Source organism: Streptomyces argenteolus (assembly GCF_042902585.1).
Lineage (GTDB): Bacteria > Actinomycetota > Actinomycetes > Streptomycetales > Streptomycetaceae > Streptomyces > Streptomyces argenteolus.
In genome coordinates, this window is the sequence record NZ_JBIBEG010000007.1 from 171,713 (window position 1) to 192,659 (window position 20,947).

19 protein-coding genes are annotated in these 20,947 nt (G+C 73.1%); 5 read left to right on the plus strand and 14 right to left on the minus strand.

What is annotated here, in order from left to right; all coding sequences use genetic code 11:
- Positions 1–33 precede the first annotated feature (33 nt).
- Positions 34–882: an SMP-30/gluconolactonase/LRE family protein gene (locus ACFY8O_RS24355; RefSeq protein ID WP_145810547.1), complete on the minus strand. Its 849-nt coding sequence runs from the start codon at positions 880–882 to the stop codon at positions 34–36.
- The gene (locus ACFY8O_RS24360) at positions 879–1,652 is read right to left on the minus strand and encodes an IclR family transcriptional regulator (protein WP_145810546.1); all 774 of its coding nucleotides are present in this window, start codon (positions 1,650–1,652) and stop codon (positions 879–881) included. Before ACFY8O_RS24360 ends, ACFY8O_RS24355 begins: the two co-directional genes overlap by 4 nt.
- 215 nt (positions 1,653–1,867) lie before the next feature.
- Here ACFY8O_RS24360 and ACFY8O_RS24365 point away from each other — a divergent pair, with 215 nt between their 5' ends.
- The 3 genes from ACFY8O_RS24365 (at position 1,868) to ACFY8O_RS24375 (ending at position 4,886) form a co-directional block, all read left to right on the plus strand.
- A complete protein-coding gene (locus ACFY8O_RS24365) occupies positions 1,868–3,364 on the plus strand; it encodes a bifunctional phosphatase PAP2/diacylglycerol kinase family protein (protein WP_387905677.1) in 1,497 nt (498 codons plus the stop codon).
- A gap of 132 nt (positions 3,365–3,496) precedes the next feature.
- Positions 3,497–4,306, plus strand: a complete 810-nt coding sequence (locus ACFY8O_RS24370; protein ID WP_387905679.1) for a methyltransferase domain-containing protein — start codon at positions 3,497–3,499, stop codon at positions 4,304–4,306.
- A gap of 226 nt (positions 4,307–4,532) precedes the next feature.
- Complete coding sequence (locus tag ACFY8O_RS24375) at positions 4,533–4,886, plus strand: VOC family protein (protein WP_145810542.1); 354 nt, start codon at positions 4,533–4,535, stop codon at positions 4,884–4,886.
- 5 nt (positions 4,887–4,891) lie between these two features.
- Here the strand turns inward: ACFY8O_RS24375 and ACFY8O_RS24380 are convergent, their stop codons facing one another.
- From ACFY8O_RS24380 to ACFY8O_RS24390, 3 genes are all read right to left on the minus strand, one after another.
- The gene (locus ACFY8O_RS24380; protein WP_387905682.1) at positions 4,892–5,803 is read right to left on the minus strand and encodes an arginase family protein; all 912 of its coding nucleotides are present in this window, start codon (positions 5,801–5,803) and stop codon (positions 4,892–4,894) included.
- A gap of 79 nt (positions 5,804–5,882) precedes the next feature.
- A complete protein-coding gene (locus ACFY8O_RS24385; protein ID WP_387905684.1) occupies positions 5,883–6,923 on the minus strand; it encodes an NAD-dependent epimerase/dehydratase family protein in 1,041 nt (346 codons plus the stop codon).
- Between the two features lie 34 nt (positions 6,924–6,957).
- Positions 6,958–8,142: an alcohol dehydrogenase catalytic domain-containing protein gene (locus ACFY8O_RS24390; protein WP_387905687.1), complete on the minus strand. Its 1,185-nt coding sequence runs from the start codon at positions 8,140–8,142 to the stop codon at positions 6,958–6,960.
- A gap of 326 nt (positions 8,143–8,468) precedes the next feature.
- On the opposite strand from ACFY8O_RS24390, the gene ACFY8O_RS24395 reads away from it, so the two are divergent.
- On the plus strand, positions 8,469–8,930 hold the full coding sequence (locus tag ACFY8O_RS24395) for an SRPBCC family protein (RefSeq protein WP_387905690.1): 462 nt from the start codon (positions 8,469–8,471) through the stop codon (positions 8,928–8,930).
- A gap of 14 nt (positions 8,931–8,944) precedes the next feature.
- On the opposite strand, the gene ACFY8O_RS24400 is transcribed toward ACFY8O_RS24395, so the two are convergent.
- The 8 genes from ACFY8O_RS24400 to ACFY8O_RS24435 all read right to left on the minus strand — a co-directional run bounded on the left by ACFY8O_RS24400 (position 8,945) and on the right by ACFY8O_RS24435 (position 18,856).
- On the minus strand, positions 8,945–10,033 hold the full coding sequence (locus tag ACFY8O_RS24400; protein WP_145810536.1) for a glutamate--cysteine ligase 2: 1,089 nt from the start codon (positions 10,031–10,033) through the stop codon (positions 8,945–8,947).
- Between the two features lie 193 nt (positions 10,034–10,226).
- On the minus strand, positions 10,227–10,463 hold the full coding sequence (locus ACFY8O_RS24405; RefSeq protein WP_145810535.1) for a lipopolysaccharide assembly protein LapA domain-containing protein: 237 nt from the start codon (positions 10,461–10,463) through the stop codon (positions 10,227–10,229).
- Between the two features lie 116 nt (positions 10,464–10,579).
- Positions 10,580–12,334: a CocE/NonD family hydrolase gene (locus ACFY8O_RS24410; RefSeq protein ID WP_387906095.1), complete on the minus strand. Its 1,755-nt coding sequence runs from the start codon at positions 12,332–12,334 to the stop codon at positions 10,580–10,582.
- 159 nt (positions 12,335–12,493) lie between these two features.
- Entirely contained in the window at positions 12,494–13,438 is a 945-nt protein-coding gene (locus ACFY8O_RS24415) for a S66 peptidase family protein (protein WP_387905693.1), read from the minus strand.
- A complete protein-coding gene (locus tag ACFY8O_RS24420) occupies positions 13,435–15,435 on the minus strand; it encodes a S9 family peptidase (protein ID WP_387905696.1) in 2,001 nt (666 codons plus the stop codon). The genes ACFY8O_RS24415 and ACFY8O_RS24420 overlap by 4 nt, the downstream gene beginning before the upstream one ends.
- A 58-nt stretch (positions 15,436–15,493) precedes the next feature.
- Complete coding sequence (locus ACFY8O_RS24425; RefSeq protein WP_387905698.1) at positions 15,494–16,837, minus strand: M20/M25/M40 family metallo-hydrolase; 1,344 nt, start codon at positions 16,835–16,837, stop codon at positions 15,494–15,496.
- Positions 16,830–17,663, minus strand: coding sequence for a M55 family metallopeptidase (locus ACFY8O_RS24430; protein WP_387905700.1), 834 nt, complete (start codon positions 17,661–17,663; stop codon positions 16,830–16,832). Before ACFY8O_RS24430 ends, ACFY8O_RS24425 begins: the two co-directional genes overlap by 8 nt.
- A gap of 191 nt (positions 17,664–17,854) precedes the next feature.
- Positions 17,855–18,856, minus strand: coding sequence for an aldo/keto reductase (locus tag ACFY8O_RS24435; RefSeq protein WP_387905703.1), 1,002 nt, complete (start codon positions 18,854–18,856; stop codon positions 17,855–17,857).
- 124 nt (positions 18,857–18,980) lie between these two features.
- Here ACFY8O_RS24435 and ACFY8O_RS24440 point away from each other — a divergent pair, with 124 nt between their 5' ends.
- Positions 18,981–19,874 carry a LysR family transcriptional regulator gene (locus tag ACFY8O_RS24440; RefSeq protein WP_145810528.1) on the plus strand — a complete coding sequence of 298 codons (894 nt, stop codon included), beginning with the start codon at positions 18,981–18,983 and terminating at the stop codon, positions 19,872–19,874.
- 19 nt (positions 19,875–19,893) lie between these two features.
- Here ACFY8O_RS24440 and ACFY8O_RS24445 read toward each other — a convergent pair whose 3' ends face one another.
- Positions 19,894–20,895: a chitinase gene (locus ACFY8O_RS24445; RefSeq protein WP_387905705.1), complete on the minus strand. Its 1,002-nt coding sequence runs from the start codon at positions 20,893–20,895 to the stop codon at positions 19,894–19,896.
- Positions 20,896–20,947 lie beyond the last annotated feature (52 nt).

Below are 20,947 nucleotides of genomic sequence, written 5' to 3' on the forward strand. Positions count from 1 at the left end.
GGCGGCCGGATCGCGCGGCCCGCCCCCGCCGGCTCAGCCGGCGAAGGGCGTCCCTGGCAGGCCCTGTCCCACGCCGGGGAGCACGAGCAGCGAGCCCGACAGCGGGTGCGGGGCGTCCAGACCCGTCCGGGCGGTGGAGACGTACAGATCGCGCAGGCCGGGGCCACCGAAGGCGCAGGCCGTGGGCCGCCGGACCGGCAGCTCCACCACCCGGTCCAGCTGACCGCCCGGCGTGTAGCGCCGGACCGCCGCGCCGTCCCAGAAGGCGACCCAGACGCAGCCGTCCGCGTCCACGGTCAGCCCGTCCGGCCATCCGGCACCCTCGTCGACGGTGACGAAGGGCCGCCGGTTCACCACCCGCTCCCCCTCGACGTCGAAGACGTCGATCCGGCGCGTCGGGGTGTCCGTGTAGTACATGAGCCGGCCGTCGGGGCTCCAGCCCGTGCCGTTGCTGACCGTCACCGCGTCCAGGACGCCGCTCACCGTGCCGTCCGCGGCGATCCGGGAGAGGTTCCCGCCGCCCTGCGCCTCGTCGTAGCGCATGGTTCCGGCCCACAGGGCGCCGTCCGGCGCCACGGCCGCGTCGTTGCCGCGCCGTCCGGGGACGGGATCGTGCACCAGCCAGGAGAAGGCGCCGTCGGCGTCGTAGAGCCCCACGCCGTCCCGCAGGACGGTCACGAGGCCGCCGCCCGCCCGCGGCTTCGCCGCGCCGACGTGCTGCTCCGTGGCCATGACCGTACGCCGCCCGGTCGAGGGGACGTAGGTGTGGACGCGGGCGGAGAGGATGTCGACCCAGATCAGCCGCTCCCCCGCGGCGTCCCAGGTCGGCCCCTCGCCGAGCTCGGCCCGTTCCCGCACCGCCACGTCGATCGAGGTGCTCATACCTGCCCCCGGTGGTGTCCGAGCCGGCCGGACAGCGCGTCGGCGCCACCCGAGGCGAGCTGCGCGAGCTCCGCCTCACGCTCCTCGCTCCAGCGGATCATCGGTACGGAGATGGAGAGCGCGGCGACGACCCGTCCGGACCGGTCGCGGACGGGCGCGGCCACGCAGCTCACGTCCGGGTTCGACTCCCGGTGCTCGACCGCTATGCCCCGCTTGCGCACGACGGCGAGCGCGGCCCGGAGCTCGGCGGCGTCGGTGAGGCTGTTGTCGGTCATGGCGACGAGCTCGCGTCCGTCGAGACGGGCGTCGAGTTCGGCCTCCGGGAGCGCCGCGAGCAGCAGCTTGCCCACGGAGGTGCAGTGGGCGGGCAGCTTGCGGCCCGCCGCGGAGACCATGCGGACGGCGTGCGTGGAGTCCACCTTGGCGATGTAGATGACCTCCGTGTCCTCCAGGATCGCCACGTGGACGGTCTCCCCGCAGGTCTCGGCGACCTCCCGGGCCACCTGCTGGCCCTCGGCCGCGAGGTCGAGCTTCTCGGCGTAGCGGCTCCCGAGCTGGTACGTGCGCACGCCCAGCCGGTAGCGCCCCGGCTGCTCCGGGACCGTGACCAGGTAGGAGCGCGCGGCGAGCGTGGTGAGCAGCTCGTGGACCGTGGTCCTCGGCAGTTGGAGCTTGCGCGTGACCTCGGGCGCGGAGAGGGTTCCCTCGCCCTGGAGGAAGAGCTCGAGAACATCCAGCGCCCTGGTCACCGCAGGGACGAGTCGCCCCATGATCGCCCGCCTTCTCTTGTTCGACACTCCGGCCAATGGCCGGAATCACGAACGCAGGCTAACGGCAGTGAAGTTGTCCGGGCAACGTCCGCGCCGTCGCGGAGCGGGCGGAGCAGGGGCGATTCACCACACACTTCGCGAATCGGCCGGATCCGTCGGAGCCGCCCCTGCGCGCCTCCTGGTTCACGCTCCGGTCGCAGGGTATTCGCTGTCCCATGTCGACATCGAGCGGTTTCTCCTTTCCCGGCCGCTGGCGGGCCACGTTCCACCAGCGCGATCTCGCCGTGTTCCAGCGCGTGGCCGACAGACACTGGCCGGGCGCAGAGCCCGTCCTGCCCCGCCTGAGCCGCAGCGCCAACCACGGACTGCTGTGGTTCGGGGCCGCGGCCGGCATGGCCGCTCTGGGCAGCAGCGCCCGTTCCCGCAGGGCCGCACTGCGCGGGATCGCGTCGCTGGCCGTCGCCTCGGCCGCCATCAACACCGTCGGCAAGGGCGCGGTGCGCAGGGAGCGCCCGATAGTGGATCTGGTCCCGGTGATGAGGCAGCTGAAGCGGCAGCCCTTCACGACCTCCTTCCCTTCCGGTCACGCGGCGTCCGCCGCGGCCTTCGCGACGGGCGTCGCCCTGGAGTCGAAGGGGTGGGGCGCGGTCGTCGCCCCGGTGGCCGCGGCGGTGGCCGCGTCCCGCGTCTACACGGGCGTCCACTATCCGAGCGATGTGGTGGCCGGTGCGGCACTCGGCATAGGGGCCGCCTTCGCGCTGCGCGGCGTCGTGCCGACCCGCGGCCAGCTCCCGCCCCCCGGCCGGCCGCCGGCCGACGCGCCGGCCCTGACCGCGGGAGAGGACCTGGTCGTGGTCGTGAACCGGGAGTCCGGGTCGGCGACCGCGGCGGCGGCCGTGATCCGCGACGCGCTGCCCCTCGCGTCGACGGTGGAGTGCGCCCCGGCCGACCTGCCGGGGTGCCTGGAGAAGGCCGCCCGGCAGGGCAAGGCACTGGGGGTCTGCGGGGGCGACGGCACCGTCAACATGGCCGCGGCCGTCGCGGCGACCCATGGCGTTCCGCTCGCCGTCTTTCCCGGCGGGACCCTCAACCACTTCGCGTACGACCTCGGCATCGAGACCGTGCACGACACGGTGACCGCGCTCACCTCGGGAGACGCGGTCCGGGTCGACCTGGGCCGCTTCCGGCCCGGCCCGCAGGGACCGGAAGGCGCGGACGGATATTTCCTCAACGCCTTCAGCCTGGGCGTCTATCCGGAGCTCGTCCGGACCCGGGAGCGCTGGGCGCCCAGGATCGGCGGATGGCCCGCGGGGGTACTGGCGGCCTTCGAGGCGCTGCGCGGTTCACGCCCGCTGACCGCCGAGGTCCAGGGCAGGGAGCGCCCGTTGTGGCTGCTCTTCGTGGGCAACGGCCTCTTCCGGCGCGTCGGGCCCGCGCCCGGCCGCCGTCACAACCTGGCGGACGGCCTGCTCGACGTCCGGGCGGTGCACGGAGGCCGGACACCGGGCCTGCGCCTGCTGGCCGCGGCTATCGCCGGACCCCTGACGCGCTCGCCCGTGCACGCGGCGGTACGGCGCCGCAAGGTCCGGCTGTCCGGGCTCACGCCCGGCACTCCTTACGCCTACGACGGTGAAGTCGCTTCCTCCGGTACCGAGTTGACGATCGACAAGCTTCCCGAGGCGCTCACGGTGTACTGCCCGATGCCTGCGTGAGACCCCTGCGGGCGAAAGGGGCGATCCCTGCTCGCCTCGACCGAATGATGAGACGCCAATCTCACGATGCGACATGGAGGCGTACGGTCGGTCCATCGCCTGCGACTGAGGTCCGAGAAAGGACGTACGGCCATGCCGAAGGAATCCGCCGTCTACACCCACGGTCACCACGAGTCGGTGCTGCGCTCGCACCAGTGGCGGACCGCGGCCAACTCCGCCGCCTACCTGATCCCCGAACTCCGTCCGGGCCAGGCGGTGCTGGACGTCGGCTGCGGGCCGGGCACCATCACGGCGGACCTCGCCGGGCTCGTGTCGCCCGGCCGGGTGACCGCGGTCGACGCGAGCGGCGAGGTGCTGGAGAAGGCGGCGCGTACCGCCTCGGAACGAGGTCTGGAGAACGTGGAGTTCGCCGCCGCCGACGTCCACGCCCTGGACTTTCCCGACGCCTCCTTCGACGTGGTCCACGCCCATCAGGTGCTCCAGCACGTGGGCGACCCCGTGCAGGCGCTACGCGAGATGCGGCGGGTCTGCCGGCCCGGCGGTGTCGTCGCGGCCCGCGACAGCGACTTCGCGGCCATGGCCTGGTATCCGGAGGTGCCCGGGATGACGGAGTGGCTGGACGTGTACGGCCGGGTGGCGCGCGGGAACGGCGGCGAGCCGCACGCGGGGCGCCGGCTGCTCTCCTGGGCCCGGCAGGCGGGTTTCACCGACATCACCCCGTCGGCGGCGGCCTGGTGCTTCGCCACACCCGAGGATCGCGCCTGGTGGAGCGGTCTGTGGGCGGACCGGACGACCGCTTCGGCGTACGCGAAGCTGGCGGTGGACGGCGGCCACGCGAGCGCCGGGCAGCTGGCGGCGATCGCGGACGCGTGGCGCGCGTGGGGCGAGCAGCCCGACGGCTGGTTCATGGTGCCGCACGGCGAGGTGCTCTGCCGGGTGTGATCCGGTGACGGGGCGCCCTGCGGCGGCGGGTGATCCGGTGGCGGGGCACCCTGCGGCGGCGCGGTCGGTCCGGTGGGGCACGCCCCGACGCACGGCGCGACCGCGACGAGCGGCGACCCGGTGGCCCGCGTCACCCGGTGCCGGGCGCGACCCGATGACCGCCGCGATCCGGTGACGGGAGGGGAACGGATCACATCGGGCCGGGTCGGCAACTACCCTCGTCCGCATGGAAATCCTGGGAACCACGCTGCGTATCTGCGTCGACGACCTGGAGGCCTCGGTGGCCTTCTACGAGGGCCTGACCAGCACTCCGGCACTGCGCTTCGAGCGCGGCGGGGTCTCGGTGGCCGCGATCGGCTGCTTCCTGCTGATGAGCGGCCCCGAGTCCGAACTGGAGGTGCTGCGCAAGGTGTCGGCGACGATCGCGGTCAAGGACGTCGAGGAGGCCCACGCGGCACTGACCAGGGCGGGCGCCCGGGTCATCGCGGGGCCGGTGCCCACCCCCGCCGGCCGCAACCTGATCGCCCTGCACCCGGACGGCTCCGTCTTCGAGTACGTGGACCGGAACGCGCCCGCCTGAGGACGTCAGTCCTCGCCCGGCCCCGCCTCGGCGAAGGCATCGACGATCAGGTCGGTGAGCAGCGCCGCCGCCGAGGCGTCGGGGTCCAGGTCGGGATCGTAGATCGTGACGTTGAGCCCGGCGCAGCGTGGCGATCGGACGAGCGTCCGCAGCAGCGGGGCGAGTTCCCCGGGGAACAGGCCCCCGTCGTCCGGGCTGTCGACGGCGGGCATCACGCTCGGGTCGAGGACGTCCGCGTCCAGGTGGACCCAGAAGCCGTCGAGCACGGGCACGTCCAGGCTCCGCACCACGCCGCGGGCGATGTCGGCGGGTCCCCACTCCCGGATCTCCCCGACGGTCGCGTGGGAGATCTTCAGCTCGGTCAACTCGGCGCGGTCCTCGTCGTCGTCGCGCATCCCGAAGAGCCGGACGTCCTCGTCCCTGAGATAGGGCCGCAGCCCTTCCAGGTCGGTGAGGTCGGCCTGCCCGCGGCCGGTGGACAGAGCCAGCTCCTCGCCGCCCGCCGCGCCGATCCGGTCGCTGTTGCCCGGGTGCCGGAAGTCCGCCGAGCCGTCCACGGCCACGAGCCCGTACCGCCCGATGCGGCGCAGCGCGAGGGCGGCGCCCAGCTGGATGGAGCAGTCCCCGCCGAGGACGACCGGGAATCGGCCGGCCCTGACATGGCCCTCGATCCGGTCGGCGAGCGTGCGGGTGTAACGGGCGATCGCGGCGGCGTTGAAGACCCCGTCGCCCTCCTGCCAGTCCCCGCGGTCGTAACGCGGGGGTACGACGACTCCGCCCTCCAGGGCCCCGAGCCGCTGCACGATGCGCTGCTCGCGGAGCGCGCCCGCGAGTTTGCAGCAGCCGGGCACGGTGCCGGGGGCGGGGGGCCGCAGGCCCAGGTTCGACGGGGCGTCGAGTACGACTCGTGTGACCATGGGGCCTATCGTCGCCGCCCGGTCCGCCGTCTGTCCCGCGGTCGGCGGGAATCGTCCGGCCCCGGCCCGTGCCGCTGGTTCATCCCCATCGCTTTCCCGCCAGCGGAGCGGTGTCCTCGCCCTCTCCGTGGGAGACGCCCCGCAGGAAGGCGCGCAGCGCGTCGGAGGCCGAGTGGGCGGGCCGCCAGCCCAGTTCCTCGCGGGCCCGGGCACTGTTCATGACCGGGAGGCGCAGCACGGCGTCGAAGAGGTGGGGCGAAGCGGGCACGGCCCGGGCGCTCCAGGCGGCGGCCAGCGCACCGCGCACCAGGGAGGCCGGGGCGCGTACGACCCGTGCGTCGAGGAGTTCGGCGAGCTGCCGCGCGTCGGTCACCGCGTCCGCGGCCAGGTTGAAGGCCCCGCGGACGTCCCGGGTGACCGCGAGCCGGTAGGCCTCGGCCGCGTCGTCGGTGTGCAGCACCTGAAAGCGCAGCCCCGGGAGGTCGGGGACGAGGGGCAGCAGGCCGGGCCTGAGCAGCCCACCGGGCAGGAACCGGCCCGCGAAGATCCGTCGCTGTTCGCTCGCCGACGTCCTCTTGAAGAGGAATCCGGGGCGCATGCGCACGACGCGGATCTCCGGATGCCGGAGCTCGAAGGTGTCGAGGACACGCTCCAGATAGGCCTTCTCCCGGCAGTACGCGGCATCCGGCCAGCCATGGGTGGGCCACTGCTCGTCGACCCCTGGCTCGTGCTTCGGCCCGGGTGAGTACGCGCCCACCGACGACGCGTGGACCAGGACCGGCACGCCGGCGTCGCGCACCGCGCCGAAGACGCGCATCGACCCCTCGACGTTGCTCCGCCAGGTGACCACGGGGTCGTGCGTCGGCTGGAAGCGCCAGGCCAGGTGGACCACCGCGTCGGCGCCGGCCAGGTGCACCGCGAGCCTGCGCGCGCTGTCGTCGTGTCCGAGATCGACCGTGCCCCACTCCACGCCCGGTGCGCCCCGTCCCGGGAGCCGCCGGGCCAGACCGAGGACGGACGCCACGGAAGGGTCCTCGGACAGGGCCCGCACGACGCTGGTACCGACGTTCCCGGTGGCGCCCGTGACCACGACACGAAGGCCCTGGGCTGCGTTCGTCATCGCTCCTCCTGCTCCTGGTGGATCACGGCCTGGGTCACGGCCTGAGCAGGGTCTTCACCATGCCGTCCGCCTTGTTCCGGAACGTCTCGTAAGCCTTGGGTCCCTCGTCCAGCGGCAGATGGTGGGTGGCGAAGTCGTCCACGCCGAGAGGATCCTCGTCCACCAGGAGCGGCAGGATCTTGGGCACCCAGTTCCAGACGTTGGCCTGGCCCATCCGCAGCTGCATCTGCTTGTCGAACATGCGCAAAAGCGGCATCGGGTCCGCCGCCCCGCCGTAGACGCCGGAGACGGAGACGGTGCCCCCGCGTCGCACCGCGTCGATGGCGGTGAACAGGGCACTGAGGCGGTCGATGCCCGCCCGCTCCATGAGGACGCGGGCCGCGGCGTCGGGCAGCATGCCCACCGCCCACTGCCCCGCCTTGGCCACGGGCGCGCCGTGCGCCTCCATGCCCACCGCGTCGATCACCGCGTCGGTGCCCCGGCCGTCGGTGAGCCCACGGATGGAGTCACCCAGGTGCTTCCCGTACTCCCGCAGGTCCATGGTGTGCACCCCTCGGGCCGAGGCCCGGTGCAGCCGGTCGGAGACCAGGTCCACCCCGATGACCTGCCCCGCACCTCGGTGCAGGGCGATCCGGGCGGCCATGTCCCCGATCGGCCCGAGCCCCAGCACGGTCAGGCTTCCGCCGGGCGGCACGTCCGCGTACTCCACGGCCTGCCAAGCGGTCGGCAGGACGTCCGACAGGAAGACGAAGCGGTCGTCCGGCGGGCCGTCGGGGACCTTCACCGGCAGGGTGTTGCCGAAGGGGACGCGCAGCAGTTCGGCCTGGCCGCCCGGCACCTGTCCGTAGAGCTTGGTGTAGCCGAAGAGCGCGGCCCCGCTGCCGTGTTCGCGGACCTGAGTGGTCTCGCACTGCGACTGGAGCCCCTGGTCGCACATGAAGCAGCTGCCGCAGGAGACGTTGAACGGGATCACCACCCGGTCCCCGCGTGTGACAGCGGTCACCTCGGCGCCGGTCTCCTCCACGATTCCCATCGCCTCGTGGCCCAGGATGTCGCCCGGTTCGAGGTAGGGGCCGAGCACCTCGTACAGGTGCAGGTCCGAGCCGCAGATGCCGGTCGAGGTGACCCGCACGATGATGTCCGTCGGATCCTGGACGACCGGGTCCGGCACCGTCTCCACCCGGACGTCCCGCCGTCCTTGCCAGGTCAGTGCACGCATGCGCCCTCTCCTCGCTCTTCCGAGTCGGTTCGCCGGTACGTTCTCCCTCATCCGTTCTACCGCGCATCCGCTCCCACCGTGAAACAGGAGTCCGCACGGTCCGGCGCCGGTGGGTGCGGTCGCCGGTGCGGGCCTCGTACGGACGCCCGGACCCGCGATTAGCCCGAACGGGTGAGGCCAGGAGCAGCGCAGCCGCCACCTCCCGGCCATGTCGGCGAACTCCGGCGGGCGCCGCCGACATGTCGTGGGCCTGCGGGCTGCGTAGCATGACGAGTGACCTCGCCCGTGATTCCCACCGGCCGCGACATCCGTGCGTGGAGGCGTTCATGGCCATTCGCCATCAGCTGATCCATCACCCGCCCTCGGCCCTCTGGGCGGTGCTCGAACAGCCGCACCAGTACGCGCAGTGGGTCGTGGGCACGAGCGACTCACGCCCGCTGGAAGGGCTCTGGCCCGAGGTCGGGTCCTCCATCGCCTACACGGTGCGGCTCGGCCCGCTGGAGCTGGAGGGCCGCACCACGGTACGCCGCCTGGAACGCCCACAGGCGCTGGAACTGGAGGCCTACAGCGGCTCGCTGGGGACCGCCAGGATCGCGTTCGACATCCGGCCCTGGGGCGAGAAGACCCTCGTGCTGCTCAACGAGCACCCTCTGCAAGGGCTCGGCGGCACCCTGCACAACGTGGCCCTGGACGCGTTGCTCCAGATCCGGCACCGCGCGATGCTCGGCCGGCTGGCCGCCGTGGTCGACGCGCAGGCGGCCGGGGAGGGGTCCACCACCGGCGGGTGAGCCCCCGGGCCCGGTCAGCCTCGCGTCCGGGCCGCGCACTCGGTCACGACGGTCCGCAGGCTGCCCGAGTCGGCCAGCAGCGCGCGCTGCGCCCTCGCTCCCGTGCCCCGCTTCAGCACGTCCCGCAGCCCCGCCTCCGCCGAGAGGGCGTCACCGCTGTCCTCCAGGGCGTCCCGCACGTGCGCGAGCAGGGCCTGCAGTACGTCGGCCGCCGGTTCCGGGCGCATGGTCAGCGGATGGAGCAGCTGCCCCTCCACCCCCGACCGGGCCGCCTGCCAGCCCGCCATGCGCACCAGGCTGACCGGCACCGGCTCCGGTGGCTCCCCGGCGCGCCAGGCACGCGCGGCCGTCTCGACCAGGCCCCGCACGAGCGTGGCCAGCAGCACCGTGTCGGCGGCGTCCAGGCACACGTCCGCCACCCGGACCTCCACCGTGGGGTAGCGGTGCGAGAGCCGGGCGTCGAAGTAGATCATTCCCTCGTCACGCAGCACGCCCGTCTCGACCATCGCCTTGACCTGCGCGTGATAGCTGTCCGCGGAGCCGAACACCTCCGTCGGCCCGGCCGAGGGCCACCGGCCCCAGACCCTGCTCCGATAGCTGTCGTACGAGCTGTCGCGGCCGTGCCAGAAGGGGGAGTTCGCGCTGAGCGCCAGCAGGACGGGCAGCCATGGACGTACCCGGTCCAGGACGGCGACCCCCTCGGCGTCCGACTCCACCGACACGTGCACGTGGCAGCCACACGTGAGCTGCTCCTGCGCCGTCAGCCCGAACCGCTCGGCGAGCCAGCGGTAGCGCTCGCCCTCCCCTATGGAGGGGCTCACCGGCAGCGGGGAGGTGGCCAGGGCCGCCACGGCCGCACCCGCCTCCGCTGCCCGGTCCGCCGCCATGGTCCGCCAGCGGCGGATCTCGTCCGCGAGCTCGCTCATCGCCGCCCGGGGCTCGGTGGCGAACTCCAGCTGATGATCATGAAGTTCGGACTCGAAGACCGAGTCACCGTCGGCGCGGCGTTCCGCCAGCGCCAGTACCGCCGTCGAAAGGGCTTGTGGGTCACCGCTCTCGTTGTCGACCAGCAGGAGCTCTTCCTCGACACCAACCGTGCGCACGCTGCGTCCTCTCTGCCGGCTTCCGGCGTTCCGTACACCAGTAGCAGGTGATGAACGGCGCGTACCCGTGGAATCGCCTTTCAGGCCGCCGTGACGGGGTCGCTTGTCGCTGGGCGCGCGGAAGTGCGACGGGGAGGAGGAGAGGGCGCACGGCTCCGGGACGGGACGCCACGCCCCGGAGCCGTCCGGTTCCCTACCTGGCCTTCCGCCTGCGGAACAGCAGGAATCCGGCCCCGCAGAGCACTCCCGCCAGGAAGACGCCCAGCAGGGCCGCCCAGAGGGGCATGGTCACCTTCGGGATGATCACCCGGATGGTGACCTCCTGGGTGTTCACGCAGATGAAGACGATCGAGAGGATCGCCAGGGCGGTGACGGCGATCCGGGCGGGGGTGAACGCGCTGGTGCCGCCGGATCGGTCCTTGTGCCTCATGCTCGGCCCTTTCGCCAGGTCCCGTGGTCCGGAGGCCAGGAACAGCCGTCCCCGGACACCAGGATGCCTCCGTCCCGGGTCCGGGGAGCTGTGGAGCAGGGCCGTACGGGTGAGGGTCAGCCGATCACCGGGAGCTGCAGGACTCCGGTGTCCTGCGGTGCGCTGACCACGGTGACCGGCTTGATGCCCCGGTTGCCGAAGTACGCGCTGTCACTCGCCGCGATCACGAACCGGAGCCGGTGCCCCGCCTCGTACCGGTGCACGATCGCGGGCAGTTCCACGGTGAAGGGGCGGGTGACGTCCGGGACGCGGACCGGTGCGACCAGACGGTTCACCAGCTTCTGGGTCCCGTCCGGGGCCACGTCGTACACCTTCGTGAACAGCACCAGCTTGTCCGCGGCGTCGCCGCTGTTCTGGACCCGCTCCGCCGTCGGCGACACCACCTTCAGGGTGGCCTTCGGTGCGCCGACGACGTCCAGCGGTGCGCTCAGGGGGGCGCTGGTCCAGCCCAGGTGGGTGCCCTTCGTGTCGTACGGTGCCGGGTCCGGGAGCCCGATCAGTCCGGCGAGGGAGCTCTCGGAGTGACTGCTCGGCAGCAGCCAGTTGGTGTACTGACGGCTGCCCCGGCTCACCTCGGAGCGGCTGTCGACCAGGGTGCCGTCGCCCGAGAGGTACATCGTGCGCGACGGGGAAGGCAGGGCGGCCGCGGTTCCGTAGCCGCTCGCCCAGTCCCGGTAGTACGCGAACTCGGGTCCGGTGCCGGTCTCCTCGTCGTGGTGGAGGTAGCGGTCGAACCAGTCGAGGATCCGCCGGCCGACGTAGCTCGTCTCCAGATTGCCGGTGGCGAGGTCGAGTTCGCCGGGCACCTGGCCGCCGCTGTGGCCCCAGGACTGCCAGATCATCTTCGCCGTGGTGCCCTGCGCCTTCAGTGCCCGGTAGGTGGCGGTGGCCTCGTTGAGGGTGAACAGGCTGTCCGCCTGGCCCTGGACGAGCAGGGTGGGTGCGGTGACGCCGGAGAGGTAGGAGACCGGGGAGACGCTCCGCGCGTACGCGAGCATCCGCGCGGTCTCGGCGGCGGGATAGCGGCCGGAGTTCAGCAGCCGGATGGTGTCGCAGGCCTCGGCGGCGAAGTGCAGGCAGGTGAGGCTGCCGAAGCGGGACGGGTCCAGGCTCGGGACCAGCAGCGGCTGCCCCTCCCCCATCAGGTAGAAGCCGTTGGTCCACTGCCACTTGAAGACGCCCGGGGTTCTGGAGGAGACACCCCGGGAGGCTCCGGTGGTGTTCGGGGAGAGCGAGTGGGCGAGGTCGTTCCAGGTGATCAGCGGAACCAGGGCGTCGATCCGCCGGTCGGCGGACGCGGTCGCCAGCTGGACGGCGCCGCCGTACGAACCGCCGATCATGCCGACCACCGGGTCGCCCGGAGCGTCCGTGGCGACGAAGTCCGCCTCGGTGCCGTCGTCGGCGGCACGGGTGCCGGCGAGGAAGTCGACGAGTCCGGACGCCGCCTTCCCGTCGACGGCCGGGTCGTCGAGGGTGATGAGGCAGCCCGATTTGCCGAAGCCCAGACCGGAGTAGACGAGACCGACGTAGCCGCGTTCGGCGAAGGCCTTGCCGATCGCGTCCGTCGAGCCGTCGGACTTGCTGCCGCCGAAGCCGTTGGTGGCGAGGACGGCGGGGGCCGGGTTCCGCGCGTCGGCACCGGCAGGGCGATAGAGGTCGGCGTCGACCGTGCAGGAACGGTCGCCCGCCCGCACGGTGAACTCCAGTGGTGTGACGGTGTACCGGTCCGCCGCCGACGCCGGTGGCGCGCCGGTCAGGGCGAGCGGAGCGAGAAGCGCCGCCCCCGCCAGCAGAGTGAGGGGACGACGGATTCGGGGCACAGCACGCGACACATGGACCTCCACGCCGAGGACACATTACCGACCGGTAAGTACCGGGCTCGGCCCATCGTGTGACACACGTCATAGCGGTGTCAACGCACGGGAGCCGGGTTTCCGGGAGGGGCCGGGCCCGTGTCCGGGCCCGGCCGTTCAGACGAGTGCGGGCACCTGGGTGGTGAGGGTGCACCGGCCGCCGTCCGCCGGGGCGTCGAGCACCGCCGGCACGCCGAGCGGCAGGGTCAGCGCCGACGGGCAGTGCCCGAAGCCCAGTTCCTCGACGACCGGGACCCCGAGCCCGCCGAGCCGGTCCGCCAGGACCGCCCGGACCTGCTCGTACGGTCCGCAGCCGTCCCAGGAGCCGCACACCACACCGGATATCCCGTCCAGGGCACCGATCCGCGCCAGCCGCGTGAGGATCGCGTCGAGCCGGTACGGCTCTTCGCCGATGTCCTCGACGACCAGCAGGCCGCCCCTGCCCGAGGTCCTGGCCCCGGGAGTGCCGGCGTCGGCGGCGAGGAGACTCACGCAGCCGCCGAAGGTGACGCCCCGGGCGGTGCCGGGAACGAGCGCGGTGGCAGTCTCCAGGCCGAGGCACTGGACCGACTCGGGCTCGAACAGGGTGGAGCGCAGGGACTGCCGGGTGGCCTCGTCCTCCAGGAAGACCTGCGCGGCGATCATCGGGCCGTGGACGGTCGAGAAGCCGGCCCGCAGGGCGAAGGCCTCGTGCAGCACCGTGATGTCGCTGTATCCGACGAACACCTTGGGACCCGCCGCCCGCAGGGCGGGCCAGTCCAGCAGATCGACCATCCGGTGGGCGCCGTACCCTCCCCTGGCGCAGATGACCGCCTCCACGGAGGGGTCGCACCAGGCATCCTGGAGGTCCCGGGCCCGGTCGGCGTCCGTACCGGCGAGGTAGTCCAGCTCGGGGTGGGTGTCCAGGACATGGGGAGCGACCACGGGGTCGAGGCCCCACTGGCGCAGGAAGTCGACTCCGCGCGCGAGCCGTTCGGGAGGGACGGGTCCGCTGGGAGCGACGACCGCCACCCGGGACCCGGGCCGCAGCCGGGCCGCGCGGGCGAGAGGTTCCAGGGTCACGGCTTCAGCTCCAGCCGGGGGACGTCCGGACGGTCGAATCCGAACGTCTGCGCGTAGAGGGAGAGTTCGGCCTCCAGCGCGCGGCGGACGGTGCCGGCGCGGCGGAAGCCGTGGCCCTCCCCCTCGAAGGCGAGATAGGCGTGCGGCACGCCCCTCCCCTCGATCGCGGCGAGGAAGCGCTCGCACTGGACCGGCGGGCAGATCGGGTCGTCGAGCCCCTGGAGCAGCACGAACGGGGCGGTGAGCCCGTCGGTGTGATGGACCGGCGAGCGCTCCCGGTAGCGCTCGGGCACCTCGGCGTACGGGCCCACGAGCGACTCCAGGTACTGCGACTCGAAGTCGTGGGTCTCGCCGGTCGCCCAGCCCTCCAGGTCCAGGATCGGGTAGCTGATCGCCCCGCAGGCGTACACGTCGGTCCGGGTGAGGGAGGCCGCGGCGGTCCACCCCCCGGCGCTCCCGCCCCGGACGGCCAGCCGGGCGCGGTCGGCCGAACCCTCGTCGGCCAGTGCGAGCGCGACGGCCGCGCAGTCCTCGACGTCCACCACGCCCCACTGCCCGCGCAGCCGCTCACGGTAGGCGCGGCCGTAGCCGGTGGACCCGCCGTAGTTGACCTCCGCGACCCCGATGCCGCGCGAGGTGAAGTAGGCGACCTCCAGGTCGAGTACGAGCGGGGAGCGGCCGGTGGGGCCGCCGTGCGCCCAGATCACGTACGGGGGTGCCTCCCCCTCGGGCCCGGTACGCTCGGGGTGGCGCGGCGGGTACACGTGGGCGTGGATCTCCCGGCCGCCGGGCCCGCTGAAGGTGCGGACGAGCGGCTCGGGGTAGTACGCGGGGTCGACCGCGTCCTGGTGCGGTACACCGATGACCCGGGTGTGGCCCGTGGCCGTGTCCAGCTCCACCACCTCGGCGGCGGACGCGGGGCTCGCCGCGATGCCGATGACCCGGGTGTCCTGGACGGCGAGGGTCTCGGCCCAGGAGGTCCAGGGGCCCACCACGTCGACGAGTTCACCGGTCTCCGGGTCGAGCACACCGAGCGTGGTGGTGCCCCGGCCGTGGATGACCGCGATCAGCCCGTTGTCCAGGAGCTGGAACCAGCGCAGGCCGATCTTCCACAGCGGTCCGCCGAACTCCTCGCCGCGCCCGGAGCAGAGGCGGCTGCTCGGCACGACCGCCCCCGCGACCGCGTCGGGCCTGAGCCGCTGGAGTTCCCACCAGCCGCCAACGTCCGACACGAAGAGCAGCGTGCCGTCCCGGTCCCACTCCACCTGGACGACGGACTCGTCGATGTCGCCGACCACCGGCCGGGCCCCCGTGAAGGCTCCGTCCCCGGTGACCTCGGCCATCATCACGACGGTGCCGTCCCAGGGCATGGCGGGATGGTCCCATGCGATCCAGGCGGCCCTCGATCCGTCGTACGACACCTTGGGACCGGTCACGAACCGGTGCCGGTCGTCGCTGAGTTCGCGTACGGCTCCCCGGTCGGCACGGGCCGATCCGTCCAGCGGGACGGCGGCGATCACCCGCCGGACCTCGGTCGGGGACTCGCCGGTGAACTCCTCCAGCACGCACCACACTTCGCCGCGTTCGAGCCGCAGCTGCGGATCCACCCAGCGCAGTCCGCCGCCGACGCCCGACACGGGGGTGAGCGGCCACGGCTCGTCCGGGCCGTCCGGCGCGTACGCGTACAGCCGCTGGTCGGGGAAGTGGACGAAGACGACGAGCGGCCCGCCCTCCTCACGGGCCGCGCCGGCCCACGGCACTCCGCCGTACTCGATGACCCTGCTGCGCGGGTTCCACGGTTCGGGGAGCACGGACCCGGTCGTGCCGTCCGCCAGCCGGCGTACGAGGGCGCGCCGGCCGCCCTCGGCGGGGCGCGGCTCCGTCCACCACACCTCGTCGCCGACCGTACCGACGTGTTCCGGCCGGCCGTCGTGGGAGGCGGCGAGTGCCGCGTCGATCGGTGACGGCCAGGTGCCGTACGCCGCTGTGGACGCCATGGTCTGTTCCCCCTGCTTCTCGGTCGGGCGGTGCGGGTGCGTCGGGAGGCGCGGCGCGTCAGGCGCCGCGCAGGAAGTGGTCCAGGACCCGGACGCCGAAGTGCAGCGCGTCCACCGGGACCCGTTCGTCGACGCCGTGGAAGAGCGCCTGGTAGTCGAAACCGACGGGCAGCTTCAGCGGGGAGTAGCCGTAGCCGGTGATGCCGAGACGGGAGAACTGCTTGGCGTCCGTGCCGCCCGACATGGAGTAGGGGATGACACGGGCGTCGGGGTCGAACATCTCCACGGCGGCACGCATCTTCGCGTACGTCGGCGAGTCGACCGGGGACTCGAGCGCCACCTCCCGGTGGTGGAACTCCCAGGCGACCCCCGGCCCGGTCAGCCGGTCCATCGTCTCGTGGAACTCCTCCTCGCCACCGGGCACGATGCGTCCGTCGATGTGGGCGGTGGCCCGGCCCGGGATCACGTTGACCTTGTACCCCGCGTCCAGCATCGTCGGGTTCGCGCTGTTGCGGAGGGTGGGCTCGACCAGAGCGGCGGCCGGGCCGAGCTTGTCGAGGAGTTCGTCCACGTCGAATCCGGGGGCGCCCACATCGACACGGATGTGGTGCAGTGCGGCGATCTCCTCGATCGCCGCCCGTACGGTCGGGGTCAGGCGCACCGGCCACTCGTACGCACCGATCCTGGCGACGGCTGCGGCCAGGGCGCTGACGGCGTTGGCCTTGTTGACCTTGGAGCCGTGCCCCGCCTTGCCCTCGGCGGTCAGCTTCAGCCAGCCCGTTCCGCGCTCGCCCGCGGCGATGGGGTAGAGCGGCATCCCGGGGCCGGCGTGGTAGGTGAAGGCGCCGGACTCGCTGATGCCCTCCGTGCAGCCCTCGAAGAGCTCGGGGTGCCGGTCGGCGAGGAATCCCGCGCCGTCGCGCGCGCTCGCCTCCTCGTCGGCCGTGTAGGCGATCACGATGTCGCGGCGCGGGCGGACGCCCGCGCGTGCCCAGGCGCGGACCACGGCGAGCACCATCGCGTCCATGTTCTTCATGTCGATGGCCCCGCGGCCCCACACCACGCCGTCGCGTACCTCTCCGGAGAAGGGGTGCACGGTCCAGTCGGCGGCCTCCGCGGGCACCACGTCCAGGTGCCCGTGCACGAGGAGGGCGTCGGCGGAGGGATCGGTGCCCGGGATCCGGGCGACCACGTTCGTACGCCCCGGTGTGCGCTCCAGGAGGGCGGGCTCCAGCCCGGCACCGGCGAGGCGCTCGGCGACGTACTCGGCGGCCGGGCGTTCCCGGCAACTGCCGTCGCCCCCGTTGGTCGTGTCGATCCGGATCAGCTCGGAGGTGAACGTCACCGATTCCGCGAGCGCCCGCTCGTCCACCGGTCCGGTCGGCCTGCCCGCCTCAGCCATACTGCTCCTCCACGGCGGCCGACACGATCGTCGTCACCGCCTTGAACGTGCGGATACCTTCGTACATCGTCGCGCTGGTGTAGGCGACACGCCGTTCGCCGCTCGGCGCCACGCCGGGCACCACGGTCGCCGCCGCCGCCAGGTGCGCGGCGTCGAACTCCACCTCCACGGTGAAGGAGCCTGCCGTCACGGGGGTGCTGCGGACCGCGAGCGAGGTCGCCTCCGCCGCTGCCGCCCGGATGTCGGCGGCGGTGCGTGCGGGGGTGCGGCACACGGCCGCGTACCGCGAGACGTGGTCCTTCACCGCGACCTTGCGGGCCGAGGGGGCGTAGCCGGCGGCGTCCTCGCAGGTCAGGTCGTCGCCCGTGACGAGGATGACGGGGACGCCGTACTCCGCCGCGACATGGGCGTTGAGCAGGCCCTCGCTCGCGCGGACGCCGTTGAGCCAGACCCCGGTGATGGAGTTGGCGAGGTAGGTGTGGGCGAGCACGCCCTCGGCGCCGGCGCCGGTGTGATAGCCGACGAAGGCGACCCCGTCGACGTCGTCGTGCTGGATGCCCTCGACCATGGAGAGGGACTTGTGCCGGCCGGTGAGCATCTGGACGCGCTCGTCCATCCGCTCGAGGAGCAGGTTGCGCATGGTCCAGTGGGCCTCGTTGACGAGCACCTCGTCGGCGCCCCCGTCGTAGAAGCCGAGCGCGGCGGCGTTCACGTCGGAGGTGAACAGGGCCCGGCAACGCTCCCACTGCGGGGTCCCGGGCAGCACGTCGGCCGGCCAGGTCACTCCGGTGGCGCCCTCCATGTCGGCGCTGACGAGGATCTTCACGGCGCGGTCCCGTCCCTGGTCGGTTCGCTCCCCCGCCCGCCCGGCGGGAAGAGGATCTTCGTGCCGCATCACGGTACGCGCCGGGACAGCACGGGGCCAGAGCCTTCGTGATCTGTCACTGGTCCAGTCCGGTGAAGCCGTCCGCCGCCCGGGTGCCGGGCGGCGGACGGTGCCGGGAGAGGTGCTGCGGGTCAGGGGCGGACGGTTCCCTCGACCAGCTCGTCGATCCGGGCCAGTTCGTCCTCGCCGAACTCCAGGTTCGCGGCTGCCGCGACGCTGTTCTCCAGCTGCGCGACGCTGCTTGCTCCGACGACGGCGGAGGTGACCCGGCCACCGCGCAGCACCCAGGCGAGTGCCATCTGCGCGAGGGACTGACCGCGGTCCCGCGCCAGTTCGTTCAGTGCGGTCAGCCGGCCCACGAGGTCCGGGGTGACGGCCTCGGCCGACAGGAAGGGGCTGCTGCCCGCCGCCCGCGACCCCTCCGGGACACCGTGCAGATAGCGGTCGGAGAGGATGCCCTGCTCCAGCGGCGAGTAGGCGATGGAGCCGGTGCCGAGCTCGTCCAGCGCGTCCAGCAGCCCGTCCTCCACCCAGCGGTCCAGCATGGAGTAGCGCGGCTGGTGGATGAGGAGCGGGGTGCCGAGCTCGTTGAGGATGCGCGCGGCCTCGCGGGTCTGTTCGGCGGAGTAGTTGGAGACCCCGGCGTAGAGGGCCTTGCCCTGGCGCACCGCCGTGTCGAGGGCGCCCATCGTCTCCTCGAGCGGGGTGTCGGGGTCGAAGCGGTGCGAGTAGAAGATGTCGACGTAGTCGAGGCCGAGCCGGGTCAGGCTCTGGTCGAGCGAGGAGCGCAGACTCTTGCGCGAGCCCCACTCGCCGTACGGGCCCTCCCACATGTGGTAGCCCGCCTTGGTGGAGATGACGATCTCGTCCCGGAGTCCGGCGAAGTCCGTCCGCAGGGCCCGGCCCATGGCGACCTCGGCGGACCCGGGGGGCGGGCCGTAGTTGTTCGCCAGGTCGAAGTGCGTGATGCCCAGGTCGAAGGCCCTGCGCAGGATCGCGCCCTGGCTCTCGGGGGTCCGGTCGCCCCCGAAGTTGTGCCAGAGGCCGAGCGACAGCGCGGGGAGCAGGAGACCGCTGCGCCCGGTGCGCCGGTAGGGCATGGCGGTGTAGCGGTCGGCGGACGGAAGGTACATACGGGCACTCCACGGGGCACGGTCCTGCGCGCCGGATCCGGTGCGCAGGCTCAAGACTGGCGGAGATCGATCCAGCGGTCCAACAGGAGATTCCGCTCGGATTCATCGCTTAGATTGCTCAATCATGGAATTGCGTCAGCTGGAACACTTCGTCGCCGTCGCCGAGGAGCAGCACTTCACCCGGGCGGCCGAACGTCTCGCCGTCTCCCAGTCCGGACTTTCCGCCTCCGTCCGGGCACTGGAGCACGAGCTGCGGACTCCGCTGTTCAGCCGCACGACCCGCACGGTCCGGCTCACCGAGGCCGGGCAGGCCCTGCTGGTGGAGGCGGAGCGGACGCTGGCGGGGGCCAGGGCGGCACGGGACGCCGTCGACGCCGTACGGGGGCTCCTGCGCGGCACGCTGACGCTGGGGGTGGAGCAGTGCGTGGCCGGGGTCAGCCCGGCCCGGCTGCTCGCGGCCTTCCACCGGGACCACCCGCAGATGGAGATCCGGCTCCGCCAGGAGGGTACGTCCAGCCTGCTGGAGGGGGTGGCCGGCGGCCGGCTCGACCTCGCGTTCGCCGCGACCGTCAGTCCGCCCGAGTGGCGCGGCGAGCTCGTGCCGCTGGCGAGGGAGCCGATGGTTGTGCTGTGCGCACCCGGCCACCGGCTCGCGCGGGAGGGGGCGCGGGTGGCGTGGAGCGGGCTCCGGGGTGAGTCGTTCATCGACTTCCACCCGGACTGGGGGCCCCGCCGCGCGGCGGACGAGGCCTTCGCCGCCGCCGGGACGCGCCGCACCGTGGCGCTGGAGGTGAGCGACGTGCACAGCCTGCTGGAGCTGGTGCACGAGGGACTCGGGATCGCGGTGGTACCGCATCACTTCGCCCGCAAGCCGGAGGCGCGGGGGCTGGTGGCGGTGGAGCTCGGCGGCGCGGCCCCCGCGGTGTACGAGAGTGTCGTGGTGCTGCCGCCCGCCGGGGCCATGAGCCCCGGCGCGAGGGCGCTGATGGCCCTGGTGCGGGAGGACCCCCTGCGCTGATCCCTGGGGCACCGCGGGTTCAGCCGCTCAGGACCTCCGCGAACTCCCCCGCTTCCTGGCCGACTCCGCTACAGGTGTCGGAGGCCGTCGTGGTGTCCTCGCCCGCAGGGCACTCCTGGTCGCGGAAGGACGCCCAGAGCGAGAGCGCGCCGGCCCCCTGCCGGGTGGCGAAGGCGCGCAGGGAGGCGGCGTCGTCGAGGGTGAACGTCTCCCCCTCGACGTCGTTGACCCCGATCATCACCGTGATGTGCAGCGCCTGCCAGGCCGCGTCCCGGGAGAGTCCGAGCACGTCCACGAGCTGGTCGTGCGCGGCCTGCGCCGCCTGCTCCGCGTAGTCGCCCATGTCGCCGGTGTCGGACGCGCCGTAGTTCATCGCCATGATGTTGACCGCCGAGATGTCGACGCCCCGGTCCACCGCGTCCTCCAGGACGGCGGTCGCGCTGTCCTCCAGCCCGTCGGGCATGACGGGCAGCGTGTACGTGACGTCGAGGTCGCGGTCCTCCTGGAGCAGGGCGAGGGCCTCGTTGCGGCGGGTCACCGAGGCGGTGTCGGTGAGCGCGTCGCCCTCGATGTCGAAGTCGGCCTTCGCGGCGCCGACGGCGTCGAGGACCTCGGCGTAGGCGTCCGCCAGTTCCTCCGCGCTCGCGCAGGCGAGCGCCGCTTCGGTACCGGCTGCACCACCGAAGGAGACCCGGATGTCCGCCCCGGTGCCGGTGAGCGCCTCGGCGCGGGCGGCGACCGCCTCGCTGCCGGCCGCCGCTGTGCCGCCCCAGAGCGGGGTGCAGCCCGACGGGCCGGAGGTGACGAAGGCCAGGTTGTACGTGTCGGGCGATCCGGCCCCGTCGGTACCGGACGCGGTCGTGGCGCTCACGTACGGGGTGTAGGCGGTCTGCCGCGCCGGCGGGGGCGGGGCGGAGCCGCTCGCCTGATCGGCGACGCCGCCCGTCGCGCAGGCCGAGCACGCGAGGCCGAGCGCGATCAGCCCGGCGACGGCCGAGGATATCCGTGTGCGCCTTTGCATGACGATGTGCACCTGCTTTCGAGGAGTCGCCCGGGGCGGCGGCCGGCGCGCT

Excerpts from the sequence above, each read along its gene's own strand:
- ACFY8O_RS24355 (WP_145810547.1), bottom strand. The coding sequence starts at position 882 with ATGAGCACCTCGATCGACGTGGCGGTGCGGGAACGGGCCGAGCTCGGC.
- ACFY8O_RS24360 (WP_145810546.1), bottom strand. The coding sequence starts at position 1,652 with ATGGGGCGACTCGTCCCTGCGGTGACCAGGGCGCTGGATGTTCTCGAG.
- ACFY8O_RS24365 (WP_387905677.1), top strand. The coding sequence starts at position 1,868 with ATGTCGACATCGAGCGGTTTCTCCTTTCCCGGCCGCTGGCGGGCCACG.
- ACFY8O_RS24370 (WP_387905679.1), top strand. The coding sequence starts at position 3,497 with ATGCCGAAGGAATCCGCCGTCTACACCCACGGTCACCACGAGTCGGTG.
- ACFY8O_RS24375 (WP_145810542.1), top strand. The coding sequence starts at position 4,533 with ATGGAAATCCTGGGAACCACGCTGCGTATCTGCGTCGACGACCTGGAG.
- ACFY8O_RS24380 (WP_387905682.1), bottom strand. The coding sequence starts at position 5,803 with ATGGTCACACGAGTCGTACTCGACGCCCCGTCGAACCTGGGCCTGCGG.
- ACFY8O_RS24385 (WP_387905684.1), bottom strand. The coding sequence starts at position 6,923 with ATGACGAACGCAGCCCAGGGCCTTCGTGTCGTGGTCACGGGCGCCACC.
- ACFY8O_RS24390 (WP_387905687.1), bottom strand. The coding sequence starts at position 8,142 with ATGCGTGCACTGACCTGGCAAGGACGGCGGGACGTCCGGGTGGAGACG.
- ACFY8O_RS24395 (WP_387905690.1), top strand. The coding sequence starts at position 8,469 with ATGGCCATTCGCCATCAGCTGATCCATCACCCGCCCTCGGCCCTCTGG.
- ACFY8O_RS24405 (WP_145810535.1), bottom strand. The coding sequence starts at position 10,463 with ATGAGGCACAAGGACCGATCCGGCGGCACCAGCGCGTTCACCCCCGCC.
- ACFY8O_RS24420 (WP_387905696.1), bottom strand. The coding sequence starts at position 15,435 with ATGGCGTCCACAGCGGCGTACGGCACCTGGCCGTCACCGATCGACGCG.
- ACFY8O_RS24425 (WP_387905698.1), bottom strand. The coding sequence starts at position 16,837 with ATGGCTGAGGCGGGCAGGCCGACCGGACCGGTGGACGAGCGGGCGCTC.
- ACFY8O_RS24435 (WP_387905703.1), bottom strand. The coding sequence starts at position 18,856 with ATGTACCTTCCGTCCGCCGACCGCTACACCGCCATGCCCTACCGGCGC.
- ACFY8O_RS24440 (WP_145810528.1), top strand. The coding sequence starts at position 18,981 with ATGGAATTGCGTCAGCTGGAACACTTCGTCGCCGTCGCCGAGGAGCAG.
- ACFY8O_RS24445 (WP_387905705.1), bottom strand. The coding sequence starts at position 20,895 with ATGCAAAGGCGCACACGGATATCCTCGGCCGTCGCCGGGCTGATCGCG.